The 14,692-nt window shown below is 61.3% G+C and carries 16 protein-coding genes; 8 read left to right on the top strand and 8 right to left on the bottom strand.

The window, feature by feature from the left end; genetic code table 11:
* Position 1: 1 nt before the first annotated feature.
* The 6 genes from AC1RQ5_RS25125 (at position 2) to AC1RQ5_RS25100 (ending at position 5,363) form a co-directional block, all read left to right on the top strand.
* Positions 2–1,642: an amidohydrolase gene (locus tag AC1RQ5_RS25125; RefSeq protein ID WP_493202600.1), complete on the top strand. Its 1,641-nt coding sequence runs from the start codon at positions 2–4 to the stop codon at positions 1,640–1,642.
* Complete coding sequence (locus AC1RQ5_RS25120; RefSeq protein WP_493202599.1) at positions 1,639–2,508, top strand: branched-chain amino acid ABC transporter permease; 870 nt, start codon at positions 1,639–1,641, stop codon at positions 2,506–2,508. The genes AC1RQ5_RS25125 and AC1RQ5_RS25120 overlap by 4 nt, the downstream gene beginning before the upstream one ends.
* On the top strand, positions 2,505–3,506 hold the full coding sequence (locus tag AC1RQ5_RS25115; protein ID WP_493202598.1) for a branched-chain amino acid ABC transporter permease: 1,002 nt from the start codon (positions 2,505–2,507) through the stop codon (positions 3,504–3,506). Before AC1RQ5_RS25120 ends, AC1RQ5_RS25115 begins: the two co-directional genes overlap by 4 nt.
* Positions 3,503–4,267: an ABC transporter ATP-binding protein gene (locus tag AC1RQ5_RS25110; RefSeq protein WP_493202597.1), complete on the top strand. Its 765-nt coding sequence runs from the start codon at positions 3,503–3,505 to the stop codon at positions 4,265–4,267. Before AC1RQ5_RS25115 ends, AC1RQ5_RS25110 begins: the two co-directional genes overlap by 4 nt.
* Positions 4,248–4,961, top strand: coding sequence for an ABC transporter ATP-binding protein (locus tag AC1RQ5_RS25105; protein WP_493202595.1), 714 nt, complete (start codon positions 4,248–4,250; stop codon positions 4,959–4,961). The genes AC1RQ5_RS25110 and AC1RQ5_RS25105 overlap by 20 nt, the downstream gene beginning before the upstream one ends.
* Before the next feature lie 204 nt (positions 4,962–5,165).
* On the top strand, positions 5,166–5,363 hold the full coding sequence (locus tag AC1RQ5_RS25100) for a hypothetical protein (RefSeq protein ID WP_493202593.1): 198 nt from the start codon (positions 5,166–5,168) through the stop codon (positions 5,361–5,363).
* A gap of 17 nt (positions 5,364–5,380) precedes the next feature.
* On the opposite strand, the gene AC1RQ5_RS25095 is transcribed toward AC1RQ5_RS25100, so the two are convergent.
* A complete protein-coding gene (locus AC1RQ5_RS25095) occupies positions 5,381–5,599 on the bottom strand; it encodes a hypothetical protein (RefSeq protein WP_493202592.1) in 219 nt (72 codons plus the stop codon).
* Between the two features lie 229 nt (positions 5,600–5,828).
* Here AC1RQ5_RS25095 and AC1RQ5_RS25090 point away from each other — a divergent pair, with 229 nt between their 5' ends.
* Positions 5,829–6,812: a putative bifunctional lysylphosphatidylglycerol flippase/synthetase gene (locus AC1RQ5_RS25090; protein WP_493202591.1), complete on the top strand. Its 984-nt coding sequence runs from the start codon at positions 5,829–5,831 to the stop codon at positions 6,810–6,812.
* Positions 6,813–6,917: 105 nt separating this feature from the next.
* Here the strand turns inward: AC1RQ5_RS25090 and AC1RQ5_RS25085 are convergent, their stop codons facing one another.
* Positions 6,918–7,607: a class I SAM-dependent methyltransferase gene (locus tag AC1RQ5_RS25085; protein ID WP_493203560.1), complete on the bottom strand. Its 690-nt coding sequence runs from the start codon at positions 7,605–7,607 to the stop codon at positions 6,918–6,920.
* 173 nt (positions 7,608–7,780) lie between these two features.
* Between AC1RQ5_RS25085 and AC1RQ5_RS25080 the strand changes: the two genes are divergently transcribed.
* The gene (locus AC1RQ5_RS25080; RefSeq protein ID WP_493202589.1) at positions 7,781–8,995 is read left to right on the top strand and encodes a BtaA family protein; all 1,215 of its coding nucleotides are present in this window, start codon (positions 7,781–7,783) and stop codon (positions 8,993–8,995) included.
* Between the two features lie 177 nt (positions 8,996–9,172).
* Here AC1RQ5_RS25080 and AC1RQ5_RS25075 read toward each other — a convergent pair whose 3' ends face one another.
* The 6 genes from AC1RQ5_RS25075 to AC1RQ5_RS25050 form a co-directional block, all read right to left on the bottom strand.
* A complete protein-coding gene (locus AC1RQ5_RS25075) occupies positions 9,173–9,880 on the bottom strand; it encodes an ABC transporter ATP-binding protein (protein ID WP_398484640.1) in 708 nt (235 codons plus the stop codon).
* A complete protein-coding gene (locus AC1RQ5_RS25070; RefSeq protein ID WP_398484643.1) occupies positions 9,867–10,610 on the bottom strand; it encodes an ABC transporter ATP-binding protein in 744 nt (247 codons plus the stop codon). Before AC1RQ5_RS25070 ends, AC1RQ5_RS25075 begins: the two co-directional genes overlap by 14 nt.
* Entirely contained in the window at positions 10,607–11,536 is a 930-nt protein-coding gene (locus AC1RQ5_RS25065; protein ID WP_493202587.1) for a branched-chain amino acid ABC transporter permease, read from the bottom strand. The genes AC1RQ5_RS25070 and AC1RQ5_RS25065 overlap by 4 nt, the downstream gene beginning before the upstream one ends.
* Position 11,537: 1 nt before the next feature.
* Positions 11,538–12,392, bottom strand: coding sequence for a branched-chain amino acid ABC transporter permease (locus tag AC1RQ5_RS25060; protein ID WP_398484647.1), 855 nt, complete (start codon positions 12,390–12,392; stop codon positions 11,538–11,540).
* 166 nt (positions 12,393–12,558) lie between these two features.
* Positions 12,559–13,779: an ABC transporter substrate-binding protein gene (locus AC1RQ5_RS25055; protein ID WP_398484649.1), complete on the bottom strand. Its 1,221-nt coding sequence runs from the start codon at positions 13,777–13,779 to the stop codon at positions 12,559–12,561.
* Positions 13,780–14,230: 451 nt separating this feature from the next.
* Positions 14,231–14,689 carry a DUF6455 family protein gene (locus AC1RQ5_RS25050; protein ID WP_493202585.1) on the bottom strand — a complete coding sequence of 153 codons (459 nt, stop codon included), beginning with the start codon at positions 14,687–14,689 and terminating at the stop codon, positions 14,231–14,233.
* Positions 14,690–14,692: the final 3 nt, after the last annotated feature.

Genomic DNA, 14,692 nt, shown 5'->3' with positions numbered 1-14,692 from the left:
GATGAATCCGTCCACACGCTCCCTTCTTCTCACCAATGGTCGAATTTATCGTTCGGCGTGGGACACCACGCCTGCGGAGTGCGTCCTGCTTCGCGATGGCAAGGTCGCTGCGCTGGGCACCAGCCTTGACGCGTTGACAGCCGACGACGTCATCGATCTCGGTGGCCGCACGGTTATTCCCGGCCTGACAGACGCTCATATCCATTTGTTCGCCATTGCCCATGCGCGGCTGCAGGTGCCGGTCACGCCGCGCGATGCGACGACGATCGCTGCGGTGCTGGATCTGATCGTCGCGCGAGCGGGCGCCATTGCATCGGGCAAATGGGTCTATGCTGCCGGCCTCGATGAGAACGGCCTGACCGAGCGTCGCCTGCCGACACGCGCAGAGATCGATACGGTCATTCCCCATCACCCCGTTCTCATTCGCCGCTTCTGCGGCCATGTCGCCGTGGTCAACAGTGCGGCGCTGCGGCTGCTTGGGATCGACGATTCCGTCAGCGATCCCGAGGGCGGCAGTTTCGGCCGCGATGCTGCGGGGCGCCTCGATGGCGGCGCGCTGGAAAGTGCCGCCGAGCAGATTTTTCGCGCGGTGCCGCCGCTTGATCGCGCCGATCTGGTCGCCGCACTGCGCGCCAGTATCGCTGAGAGCACGACGATGGGATTGGTTGCCGCGGTCGAAGCGGCTGTCGGATTTACGGTGGGCTTCGACGACGAATACGCCATCTGGAACGAACTGAAGCAGGGTGGCGCATCGCCGATGCGGCTTGGCTTCATGAACCAGCTCGATCCGGTCGAAGCAGCCGAGCGCGGTCTGACGCCGATGCGGGATGCCGACTGGCAATCGATGACGTTGAAATATTTCGCTGATGGCATTGTCGGTGCGCGGACATCGGCCGTGAGCGAAGACTTTTTCGATACACCCTCGCGCGGCATGTTCATGCGCGACGAGGCCGAGCTGCAGCGCGTGATCGTTGACGCGCATGCCGCCGGCTGGCAGGTCGCCGTGCATTGCACCGGGGATCGCGGCATCGAATGTATCATCGAAGCTTATGAGATGGCGCAGGCGGCATCGTCGCGCGACGATGCGCGGCATCGAATCGAGCATTATTTCGTGCCGCCCAAGGGCGGCCTCGAACGCATGAAGGTGCTGGGGGCGCTGGTCGTTACGCAGCCCAGTTTTCTGACCCGCATGCGCCGCTCGATCGCCGGCGCCTTCGGTCCGCGCGCGGAGCGCTGCTATCCCGGACGTTCGGTGATCGATGCCGGCGTGACCTATATTGCAAGCTCGGATGCGCCAACCGGATCGTGGTCGCCATGGGATGGCATTGCGGATGCGGTCAATCGGGCGTCTGACAGCGGCCCGGCGATCGGGCCTGCGGAGACGATCGATATTCGCGAAGCCATTCACAGTTATACGGTCGGCGGTGCGATCGCGATGAAGCAGGAGAGCTGGCGTGGCACGCTGATGCCGGGAATGGCTGCCGATCTCATCGCGCTCGACCGCGATCCTTTCGTGGCCGATGGGCCGGCACTCAAGGGCATGCAGGTTCTGCTCACGATCGTGCGCGGCCAGATCGTCCATGACGCTCTGGCGCAGCAAGTGCCGGACGCGCTTACGGGTTCGGCAAGGGAAACGGCATGAGCATCATCTTCAGCATCCTGTCCGATGCCCTGGCCTATGGCATGGTGCTGTTCATCATCTCCATCGGCCTGTCCATCATGATGGGCCTGATGCGTGTCGTGAATCTCGCCCACGGCGCTTTCGCCATGATCGGCGGCTATCTGGCCTCCTATGCGCTGCGCGATCTCGGCGTGCATTACGGCGTGGCAATCCTGATCGCGGTGGTCGGTGCCATCATCGTATCGATCCCGTTCGAACTGCTGCTCTATCGCCGGATCTATCGCAATGCCGATCCGCTGATCCAGGTGTTGATGACCATTGGCATCACCTTCTTCATCATCGGCATCGTCAATTTCGTGTTCGGTCCCACGCTGAAGCCCATCCCGCTGCCACCGCTGCTCAATGGGCCGCTCGATATCGGCTTCCGGTCGATCCCGACCCATCGTCTGTTCGTCGTCGCCTGCGGGGTCGTCACTGCGCTGTCACTGTGGTGGCTGGTGGAGAAAACCGAATTCGGCATCAAGCTGCGCGCCTCGGTCGATCACAGCGGCATGGCCGATGCGCTCGGCATCCGCACCGAGATCATCTATGCGGCGACCTTCGCGCTGGCGATCGGCCTCGGTGCGTTCGGCGGTGTGGTGGGCGCTGAGATCCTTCCGATCGAGCCATTCTATGCGCTGCGCTATATGGTGACGTTCCTTGTGGTGGTCTCGGTCGGCGGCGCCGGCTCCATTTTCGGCGCGCTCTCGGCGTCCATGCTGCTCGGCCTTGCCGATACGACCGGCAAATATCTGGCGCCGGAATTTGGCGAGTTCTTCTTCTATCTTGCGGTTATCGTCATCGTGTTCCTGTTCCCCCATGGCCTGTTCGGAAAGGCGCACGCATGAGCGATCTCGCTTTTCCGCAGGTAGCCACGAAGCGCGCTGTCCCATTTGCGCGTGAGTTCGCCAGCGCGCTGGCAATTCTTGCGATCGGCGCGCTCGGGTATTTCATGTTTCCGGACGATCTCGCATTTCTCACCCGCCTGATCGGAATTGCCTTCCTGGTGCTCTCGCTCGATCTCGTCACCGGCTATTGCGGTGTTGCGACCCTCGGCCATGCGGCGCAGTTCGGCGTTGCCGCCTATGCCGTCGGCATCTGCTGCGTCCGTGGCATCACCGATCCGGTCGCGCTGCTGCTCATCGGTATGGTGGCGGGCGCGATGATGGGCCTGATTTCGGGTGCGCTGATCACCCGGTTCCGGGCGCTGCCGCAACTGGTGCTGTCGATTGCGGTCGGCCAGCTCGTGGCGGGCCTCGCCAACAAGCTGCAATGGTTGACCGGCGGCAGCGATGGATTGTCGGGTGTCACGCCCGGCAAGGTGTTCGGCATATTCGGCTTCGATATGTATAGCCGCACCGCCTTCCTGTTTTCGCTCGGTGTTCTGGTCATCACCTTCGTGCTGCTGCAGCGGCTGGTGAATTCGCCATTCGGCCTGATGTGCCGCGGCATCAAGGACGACGATCTCCGCGCCAAGATGATCGGCGTTTCGATCTATCCGCGGCTGGTGCTGATGTTCGGTATTTCAGGCGCCGTCGCAGGCCTTGGCGGCGCGCTGACGGCCATGAGCACCGGCGTGGTCGGCCTCGACAGTGTCAGCTTCGAACGCTCGGCCGAAGTGCTTGTCATGCTGGTGCTCGGTGGCGCCGGGCATCTCTGGGGGGCGCTTGCCGGCACGGTCATCTTCATGATCTTCGAGCATATCGTCGCTGCGGCCAATCCGTTTCACTGGATGACCCTTGTAGGCCTGTTGCTCATTCTCATTGTGGTGTTCGCGCCGCGTGGCTTGATCGCGCCGGTGATGTCGCTCTGGGTGAAGTTCGCGCGCAGGGGAGAGGCGGCATGACCGATCTCCTCGAAGCCCGTGGCGTCTCCCGGTCATTCGGTGGCCTGCACGTCACCCGCGACGTGAATTTCAAGCTCGCAGCCGGCGATCGCGTGGCGCTGATCGGCCCCAACGGCGCCGGGAAGACGACGCTGGTGAATCTGATCACAGGCGATATCGCACCGAGCGAAGGCCAGTTCTTCATGACCGGAGATGATATCACCGGGCTCAGCATTCCCGAGCGAGTCCGTCGCGGTCTGGTGCGCACGTTCCAGACCACGCGGCTGTTTGCCAATCTCACCGTTGCCGACAATGTTGCGCTGGCGATCATGCAGCGGAAACGCATCACCCGCCGTTTTTTCACCAGCTCCACAGAACTGCCCGAGGTGAAAGCCGAATGGAGCGAGATTCTCGCGCATCTCGGTCTCGATCGTCTCGCTTATCGCAAGGTGGTCGAACTCGCTTATGGCCAGCAACGCCTGATCGAGCTCGCCATCGGCCTCGCCTTGCACCCCAAGGTGCTGCTGCTCGACGAGCCTGCAGCCGGCGTGCCCCATGACGAAGCGCCGAAAATTCTCGATGCCATCAATCGCTTGCCGGCCGATATCGCCGTGCTGATGATCGAGCACGATATGGATCTTGTGTTCAAATTCGCCAAGCGCGTGCTGGTGCTGGCCGCTGGACGGTTGATCTTCGAGGGATCGCCGGCGGATGTGACCGCCGATCATGAAGTGCGCCGTGCCTATCTCGGGAGTTATGCCGATGCCCGCCACAGCGCTTGAGATCCGCAATCTGCGCGCCGGCTATGGGCCCACGCGCATCATTGAAGACATCTCCTTGAATGTCGGTGCGGGCGATCGCCTTGCTGTGCTCGGCCGCAATGGCATGGGCAAGACGACACTGCTGGCAACCTTGATGGGGCTGACGACGCGTCACGGTGGCGAAATCAGGCTGGGCGATCAGGATATCGCCGGCCGGCGAACCTCGGCGCGTGCCGAACTCGGCATCGGCTACGTGCCGCAGACGCGCGATATCTTCACCTCGCTGACGGTCGAAGAGAACCTGCGTGCCGGCCTCAAGGGTCGGCCTCCGTCCGCCTTGGACGAGGCCTATGCGATGTTTCCGCGCTTGCGCGAGCGACGCGGCAATTTCGGCAAGCAGCTCTCCGGCGGCGAGCAGCAGATGCTCTCCATGGCCCGCACGCTGCTTGGCAAGCCGAAAATCCTGCTGCTTGACGAGCCGCTTGAAGGTCTGGCGCCTGTGATTTGCGACGAGTTGATGGCCATGCTGGTGCAACTCGCCGCCACCGGTGAGATGACCATTATTCTGGTGGAACAGCAGATCGAACGTGCGCTCGATTTCGCGAACAGCGTCATGGTGATGGAGCGCGGCCGCGCCAGCTGGACCGGCACGCCCGAAACACTGAAGAGTGATCACGGCTTGATCGATCGCCTTGTTGGCGTCGGTATCCACTAAAACGTGTCATCACAAAAAAATAACCCCGGGAACGGTGAGAATCCGGGGCCAAGTTTCTTGATGTCTCAGCGATGTAACTCGCTGATAAAGCTATCTGACCTAACTGCACGAGATGAGCCATCACCCAAATGGGTGACGCTTGCTGCCGTAGTCCGCACCATGATCGCAATCAGCCGCGCGACGCGAGGTCGATGGGAGATTGCCATGGCGGAACTGCCGCCGGACCAGACGAGACGATTGCTGCTAAATCGTCTGATGGCAGCCAAGGCGGAGGCAGACCTGCTTGAGGCGGCGACCACGGCCAGCCTGATCGGCATGGCCATTTTGAGCATCGACCCCTCCTGGACTGACGGCGAACCGGTCGCGCAAAACGACAACCTATCGGCTCCAGATAAGGCCTAGCCAAGCGGCTTTGGCGGTCAGGCGGCCAGATCCCACAATTTCGGGCAACCACGCAGCACGACGGTACGTCCGGTTGTGGTCAAGGCGGGTACGTCGTCGACCAGCGACACCAGGTCGAGGGCGATCAATTGATCGAGGATATAGCGGTTCAGCCGGATTGCGGGTGCACCGGGGCGGAGGGCGCGCAATAGCTCCCATTGATTGGCACTGAGTTGAAAATCGGTCTCGGTTAACATGGTCTTCTGCTTCGTAATATTTGCGTGAGTGAACTGGCGTTGGCCGCTTACGGCGTTCGCATGAATCCCTTGCGACAACCTTGCGGCTGAATTTGGAGCTCACTGGTTTATTTGTTGTCTGACGCCCTCGCGCTCGTTTAGCGCGGCTGTCATATGGACGTGTCACATAAGCGCGCTTACTGCGGGCGCGAATCACGTCTCGCCCATCTCTAGAGAAAAGCGGAGCGGCGTGCCACCCGTATTACGAAATATCATCACGGTGATGCGCCATCGCCTCACTTTGCGCTTGCTTGGCATCGCCGTGAGCCTTGCGATTGCGGTTATTGCGTTCCTGGCGCTGAGCAAGGCGCTCAAGGGTGTCGATACGGACAAGGTACTCGCTGCGATGAGCATGGTGGAACCCATGGCCATCGCGTTGTCGCTGACCTTTGTTGCGATCTCCTATGGCAGCCTGACGCTCTATGACTGGCTGGCGCTAAAAATGATCGGGCGAGGGGATCTGCCTTATCGCATCGCTGCACTCGCCAATTTCACCAGCTATCCAATCTCTCACGGAACCGGCGCCGTCCTGCTGGTCTCGTCTGCGGTGCGCTATCGTATCTATGCACCGTATGGGATCGGCCCCGGCGGTGTCGCGCGCATCTGCTTCCTCACCGGGCTGACGTTCTGGCTCGGCAATCTCACCGCCTTGGCGCTGAGCACGATCCATGCGCCGGATGCCATCAGCAAGATCGACCAACTCGCACCCGAGGTGAACCGTGCCATTGCCATCGCGATCCTGCTTGGCATCGTCGGCTATGTATTCTGGACCTGGAACGGTACCCGTAGCATCGGCGGTGGCCAGTGGTCGGTTCCGGTTCCGAGCGGCCGTAATGTGTTCCTGCAGATCGGTATCGGCCTTGTCGATCTCGGAGCTGCGGCGCTGTCGATGTATGTGTTGATTCCGGAGACGATGAATGTGGGTATCGAGCAGGTGATCGTGGTGTTCATCGCCGCGACATTGCTGGGCTTCGCCAGCCACGCGCCTGCGGGCATCGGCGTATTCGATGCGACGATCCTGATCGGGCTTGGCGGTGAGCATACGGAGCAGTTGCTCGCGGTGCTGCTGCTGTTCCGCCTGTTCTATCACCTGATCCCGTTCATCCTCTCCCTCGCGCTGTTCGGCGGAGTGGAGGCGTATCGGAATGTGGTGAAGCAGAAGAAGCTGGCATAAGAGCTCGGCCGTAGGGCGGATGAGCGCAGCGTCATCCGCCGCGGCGTTTCCTCCATGAATTCGGCCGGCGGATGACGCCTTCGGCTCATCCGCCCTACGCTTCCTCTATTTCTTCAGCTTCAGCACGGCCGATTGCGCATAACCACGAAACGGTCGCTTGAAGTCGAGCTGGGCCTGATGACGCTCGGCGAGCGTGACGAGCGCATTCTGCAGATCGCTCCGCGGAGTCACGTCGAACAGCGATAGCCAGTGCTGCAACACGCGGCGTGCGCTGGCGGGCAGGCGCTCCTGATTGCCGAAATCGACGATATGCAGCCGGCCACCCGGTTTCAGCCGCATCACCGCTTCATTGAGCACGCCCTGCCAATCCGGGATCATGGAGAGTGCGTATGAAATCACGATGTGATCCGGCGCGACGCCAAAAATCTTGATCGGATCGAAATCGGTCGCATCGCCATGAGCAACGCGAATCCGTCCGTCCAGGCCGTGACGCTTGATCGAGCCGAGCGCCGTGGTCAGCATCTCCGTCGAGACATCGATGCCCGTGAACTGCGCCGCCGGATAGTGGCGCGCGGCCTGGATAAGATTGCGGCCGGTACCGCAGCCGATTTCCAGCACCTGTGCGCCTGCCGCCGGTTTAAGGTCCAGGATCAGCTGATCACGGCCGAGCAGGTAATAGCGGCGCGTGGCATCATAGATGAAGCGCTGCCAGCGATACATCCGGTTCATGCGATGGGTGGCGTCGCTCGGCCAGGTCGCAGGAGTGGTTTCGGCTTCGGAGACAATCGTCACGATGCACCTCGTCGGATGTCGGATTGAATCGCACCCTTGTCAGGCGAAGACGACGACGATGTGACAGTGGATTTGTCATGCGAGAGGGCTGGTTCGGAGAAGGTCTGTCGCAAAACTGCAGTCTGCGGTTGATAAAAATTTCAGATTGTCGATTTGGGGCCGTCAAAAGGACCGCTATGAACACCCAACTGATCGCCGACGCCGTTCGCAACAGCCGCTCCCGCGACGAAGCAACGGTGTGGGATTCTCTCTTCGCCTTCTGGTTCCGACGGCTCGTCTATACGCAGATCTGGGAAGATCCGGAAGCCGATATGGCTGCGCTTCAGCTGAAGCCCGGTTCTTCGATCGTCACCATCTCCAGCGGCGGCTGCAATGCGCTGTCCTATCTCGCGGCGAAACCGGCGCATGTCTATGCGGTGGATCTCAACGAGGCGCATCTGTCGCTGCTGAAGCTGAAGCTTGCCGGCCTGCGCGCGCTGCCGAACTATCAGGACTTCTGGACGTTCTTTGGCGAAGGTCATTCGAAGGCGAATGCCCAGCTCTATCGCGAGCGCCTGCGCCCTTATCTCGATGAAGAAGCACGCGGCTATTGGGATGAGCGCACCTTCTTTGGTATCGGCCGCCCGCGTTATGGCTATTTCACCGACGGCTTCTATCGCCATGGTGCGCTCGGCCGCTTCATCGGCTTCGGCCACATGATTGCGAAAGTCACAGGCGTTGATCTCGATGCGTTGCTGAAATGCGAGGCCGGCTCGCCCGCGCGCAAACAGGCGCTGGAGAAGCTGCACAGCGTCTATCACTCCTGGTTCGCCAAGCTGCTGACGCGCACGCCGGCGCTGGTGTTCAGCCTCGGCATCCCGCCTCAACAGCGCACGCTGCTGGCCGGCGACCAGCCGCTCAACGAGGTGCTGTATCAGCGCACCATGGCGCTGATCGACGTGCATCCGAATGCCAACAACTACTTCGCCTGGCAGGCCTTGAGTCGCAGCTATGTTGGCCCCGGCGACACCTGCCTGCCCCCTTATCTGCAGCAGAGCCGTTATGCCGATACGTCGAGCCGTGCTGCTTTGGTGACGCCGGTGCATGCGAATCTGCGTCTGTTCATCGAGAGCCTGCCGGCGCGCGCGATCGACGCCGTGGTGCTGCTGGATTCGCAGGACTGGATGGCGCCCGATGAAATCCGGGCGCTGTGGGACGCCATCGATCGCGCCGGCAATGACGGCATCCGGGTGATCTTCCGCACCGCCGGCGCCGAATCGCCGCTGGAAGAAGAGATCCACGCCCCGCTGCGCCAGACTTGGCAGCGCGATCCCGAACGCAGCGCTCAGGGACTCGCGCAGGATCGCTCGGGGATTTATGGCGGGTTCCATCTGTATACGCGGAAGCAGTGATTTCTAACCTCTCCCCGCTTGCGGGGAGAGGTCGCCTTTCACATGCGAAGCATGTGGGAGGCGGGTGAGGGGGACTCTCCACAAACTCCGTCACCGCGGAGAGTCCCCCTCATCCGACCCGGCTTCGCTGCGCTACGCCGGGCCACCTTCTCCCCGCAAGCGGGGAGAAGGCAGAAACTACACCCCCAGATAAATCTGCTGAATATATTTATCGCCCGCGATTTCCTGCGCGGTGCCCTCACGCACGGTGCGGCCATGCTCCAGCACGTAAACGCGATCGGCAATCCGCAGCGTCGAAGTCGCATCCTGCTCGACGATCAGGATCGCCGTTCCGTCTTTCCTGATTTGCGTGATCGAATCGAAGATCAATCCCTTCAATCGCGGTGCAATGCCGACGGAGGGTTCATCCAGCAAGAGCAACTCCGGCCGTCCCATCAACGCACGCCCGATTGCGACCATCTGCTGTTCGCCGCCGGACAGTGTGCTGGACTGCTGCCACTGCCGCTCGCGCAGCACTGGAAAGAGCGTGAACACGCGTTCGAGATCGGAATCGATTTCGCCCTTGTTCTTCCGCAGATAAGCGCCGAGCTGAAGATTCTTCAGCACCGACAGTTCGGAAAACAGCTTTCGCCCCTCCGGACAATGGCAGATGCCTTTGGCGACGACATTGTAGGGTTCGATGGAATGCAGCGAGGCATCCTTGAAATTCAGCGTACCTTGCGCTGCGATCGAGCGTGAGATCGCCTTCAGCAACGTCGTCTTGCCGGCGCCATTGGGGCCGAGCACGCCGACCAACTCGCCTTTCTCGACCCTGATGGAGACAGATTCGATCGCCAGCGCCTTGCCATAGCTGACCTTGAGGTCTTTGACTTCAAGCAGAGGCATGGGCGTCCTCCGTCTTGCCGATATAGGCCTCGATGACTTTCTCGTTCTTCACGATCTCCTCGGGCGGCCCGACGGCGATGATCTCGCCGAAGTTCATCGCGATGACGCGCGAGACCAGTGCCATGAATTCGCGCAGCTTGTGTTCGATCAGAAGAATGGTCAGGTTCTCCTCGCGATGGAGCCGACGGATCAGTTGCGCCAACTGTTCGATCTCGCTGCTGCCGAGGCCAGCGAAGGGCTCATCGAGCAGGAGGAGATCAGGCCGCGTGGCCAGCGCACGCGCGATTTCGAGGCGGCGGAGGTCGCCATAAGGCAACGTCTCCACCGGCTCCTTGTCGCGACCGCCGAGGCCGACCTGGGCAAGCAAGTGACGCGCGCGCTCCTCCTTGTCTTTATCCTGGCTCGCGCGGGGCGACATGCAGGCCACCAGCACGTTTTCAAGCAGGTTCATGCCGATGAATGGCCGCGTCAGCTGGAAGGTGCGGGCCATGCCGCGATTGACCACCTTGTATGGCGCGAGCTCACGCACCAGCTCGCCATTGAAGTGAATGGTGCCCGTGGTCGGCTGCATGAAGCCGGTGAGGATGTTGAACAGTGTGGTCTTGCCGGCGCCGTTGGGTCCGAGAATGCCGGTGAAGTCGCCCTTCTTGAGGGTGAAACTGGCATTCTTCACGGCGGTGAGCCCGCCGAAGCGTTTTGTCACGCCGTTGACTTCGAGGAGATCGCTCATCGCAGGCGCTCCGTCATCCGGCGCCAGAGCGGCGCGATCAAACCATTGGGCAGGAAGAACAGGATCAGCATCAGCGTCAGCGTGTAGATCCACAGCCGGTATTCACCGAAGCCGCGCAGCATCTCGGTGAGCAGCGTCAGCAGGATCGCAGCCACGGCAGCACCGTAGATCGAGCCGATGCCGCCGACATAGACCATGATGATGACGGTAATGGAGACGACGACGGAGAATAGCGGCGGCGACACCTGCAGCTGATAATGCGCGTAAAGCGCGCCGCCGAGGCCCGCAAAGCCGGCGGAGATCATCAGCGACACGATCTTGTAGAAAGTGACATTGATGCCGGCGGCCTGACAGGTGGCCTCATCGCCGCGGATGGCGCGCAGCAGCAGCCCCCAATGCGATTGCGCCAGCAAGGTCAGCACAATCACGGTGACGACCAGGATGCCGAGTGCGAACCAGTAGTAATGCAGCGGTGATTTCATCAGCGGGTCGAGGCCATAGATGCCTTCCTCGCCGCCGGTATATTCCCAGAAAATCAGGCAGAGGCGCTGCAGGATCGCCGAGGTCGACAGCATCGCGAGCGCGAAATAGGGCCCGCGCAGTCGCAACGTCGGGAAGCCGACCAGGACGGCGAAGGCGACCGCGACCACCACACCCAGCGGCAGACTGTACCAGGGATTTGCCGCCCAGAGCGATGACAGGAAGCCGGCCGTGTAGGCGCCGGCGCCGATGAACAGCGAGTGGCCGAAATTCTCGCGGCCGGTCAGGCCGGACATGAAGTCCCAGCTCGCGGCCCAGATGCCGTAGACCACACACACGGTCAGGACGCCGGTGAGATAGTTGCTGCCGGTGACGGCCGGGATGGCAGCGAGGATGCCTATGACGACGAGGCCGCCGATGATGTCGATGGGGGCGATGCGTTTCATGTCAGAATGCCGCCCGCCGCCCGAGGATGCCTGCCGGGCGGATCATCAGCGTGATCACGACGGCGACGAGCGACACCAGCTCCGTCCATGAGGTGGAGATGAGATAGGCGACGATGGTCTCGGAATAGCCGAGGATCAGCGAAGCGATGATGCTGCCGGGGATGGAGCCGAGGCCGCCGACGATGACGATGGCAAAGGCTTTCACCATCGGCAGCAGGCCCATGGTCGGCTGCACGGTGAGAAAGGGCGAGACCAGGATGCCTGCCAGCGCCGCTGTGCCGGCCGAGATCGCCATTACGATGGAGAAGATGCGGTTGGTCGGAATGCCCATATACTGCGCGGCTTCCGGATCCTGCGACACCGCAAGGATCGCAGCGCCGAGGCGCGTGCGCTGGATGAACAGCCACAGCAGCAGCAGGACCAGCACGCCCATTACGAGCGCCAGCAGGCGCTGGCCGCCGATATCGACGCCGCCGATGGTCAGCTTGTCGGCGACAAAAGAGGGCACGTTGCGATATTCGGAGCCGAAGGTGATGAACAGCGCCTGTTCGACGGCGAGCGACACGGCGAGCGTAATCATCAGCACCGCGAGTTGCGACGAGCGCAGCGGGCGCACCAGGAAGCGCTCCATCATGACGCCGAAGCCTGCCACCAGCAGCACGGCGAGCGGCGCTGCAATCAGCAGCGGGAAGCCGAGCAGCGAGGTGAAGACATAAGCCGAATAGGCGCCGAGCGCATAAAACGAGCCATGGGCGAGATTGAGGATGCGGGCAACACCGAAGATCAGCGTGAAGCCGACGGCCAGCATGGCATAGATAGCGCTCGACACGGCGCCGTAGATCAGGATCTGGAGCATGACATTCCGCTGGTGGAGGGCAGGACGGTGGAAGCTTCGCCGCTTGTCATCACCCGCGAAAGCGGGTGATCCAGTAAACGGAGGTGCTGCGGTTCAATCCGAAGCGGCAGTGTCTACTGGATCCCCGCATGCGCGGGGATGACAACCAGCGTGTGAGGCGCTGACCTCAGTTGCTCATCCACGGCGGCGGGATCATCGGGCCCTTTGCGGAGTCCTTCGGCCAGACGACGACGCGGGCGCCGTCCTTCTGCCACTGCGCGAATAGCAGGTTCTGCAGGCCTGGCCCCTGTTTCACGTCATGCACTTCGTCGAACTGGATCTTGCCGGCGATGCCGACATAGTCGGTCTTTTCCAGTTCCTTGATGACGGCCGCCGGCTCCACCGAATTGGCGCGCTTCACCGCTTCGGCATAGACGTGAACCGCATCATAGGTGCCAACGCCGGTATAGACCGGGGCGGTGCCAAAGCGTTTCACGAACTCATCCCAGAACGGAATGGTCTTTGGCGTCAGCTCGGCGCGGGTGGCGAACAGGCCCACGGTCTCGGCGAGAGCTTTGCCGCTCACGCGGGTGAAGAAGTCCGCATCCTGGCTCTTGACGTCGATGCCGCCGATCGGGATCGGCACCTGGGCGTCATGCCACTGCTTGACGAAGATATCGCTCGACGCATGCGACAGGATGACGATCAGATATTGCGCGCCGGAATTCTTCACCTTGGCGAAGAGCGGCGAGAAGTCTGAAGTCGACGTGTCGAAGAATTCCGACAGTGGCACCTCGGTGCCGCCTTCGACGGCGCCCTTCTTCAGGATCGGAACGAGATCCTGCACCCATTTGGCATTCTCGCCGACGATGGCAACCTTCTTCAAGCCCATCTCGCCCTTGAGCTTGCCATTGATGAAGTCCACCAGCGCGCGGGCCTGATGGCCGGCATGGATCGGCGAGACGCGGAAGATATATTTGTAGTTCTCGTAATCCGTCTTCACCTTGGCGGTGATGGCGGGGGAGGCCGCACCGACGCCGAGATAGATCGTCTTGGCGTTTACGATATGCGGCAGCTGTGCGAGCGTCACGCCCGACGTATAGCCGCCGATCAGCACATCCACTTTCTCATCGGCCGTCAGCTTCTTGATCGCGGCGATGCCCTGTTCGGGATTTTCGGTCTCGTCGGCAACGACGATTTCCAGCTTGCGACCGAGCAGTCCGCCCTTGGCGTTGATCTCCTCGATCGCCATCTTCGCCGCGTTCTGGGTGTCACGGCCGACTTGCAACTGGATCGATGTGGGAAGGCCGATCTTGATCGGCTGTTGCGCCATCACTGGCGCTGTTGAAGCAAGGGCGCCAGCAACGATCATACTGGCAGCCGCAAGCGGCCTCAGAAATGAGCTCATGGTATCTCTCCCTAGACTTGCATCTGGGTCATTGCCCGATGCTTTTTGTATGAGAGCAGACTGCCAATTGCTTTATACGCAAGTCAAGGATGATTGCGTGAGCTACACATTGCTGAGCGTTAAATCGCGATGCGTTGTGCTCGCAGCTTCTGTTGCAACGCGATGATCGCGTGGTGCATTTCGATCAAGCGATCCATGCGAAGCGACTTGCAAGCATGTGCAGCATGTCCGCACTTCCAGTCCATGCGAACGGTGTTTGAATGTTTGTTTGAAAAAGCCCCAAGGGGTGGGACCGCCGACGCAGGTAAAAACGGCGGTCCCGTGCCGGGCATTGAAATTCGTGGAGGGGAAAGCGACTTCCACATCCGCGCTGCACGACACAGGATCGACGGTATATTACGCTGTGTTCGCTGCAACTTAGTTCAAATCTTAACCTAACCGATTAGGCTTACTAGGCCGGCTTTTTGAACAATTCCGCCAGAGTCGGAGAATAATTTGCTGCGTGATCCCGCTTTGTACGCATCAGCGTGATTTCGTTGGCATTGGCGCAGTAATCTTCATAGTTCGCGGCTGCGGTCTTGGCCGCGAGATCGACGTGGCAGGCATGCTTGTGGGCGCAGCCGGCGCAGGCATGGCGCATCTCCATCATTTGCGGCGGTGCAATCTTGTTGATCGCCGCCTCATCGAAGCCGAGCGCCCGCAGCATCTGCGGAAGTTCTGATGCGCCATCGACGCCGCGGCGGACCAGAGCGTCGAGGTCGCTCGGCGTCAGGCCGAGTTCATGAGCCATGCGCCGGTATTCGCCGCGATCGAGCTCGTTGAGTTCGTTCAGCTGGCGACGCTGCTTGAGCCAGTCGCCAAGCTGATCGATCAGATAGCTGACCACGGGATAGGGTTGGGCGGGCGTCATCGC

Source organism: Tardiphaga sp. GW821-FHT12E02 (genome assembly GCF_058807155.1).
This window is presented reverse-complemented; position numbering and strand designations above follow the sequence as displayed.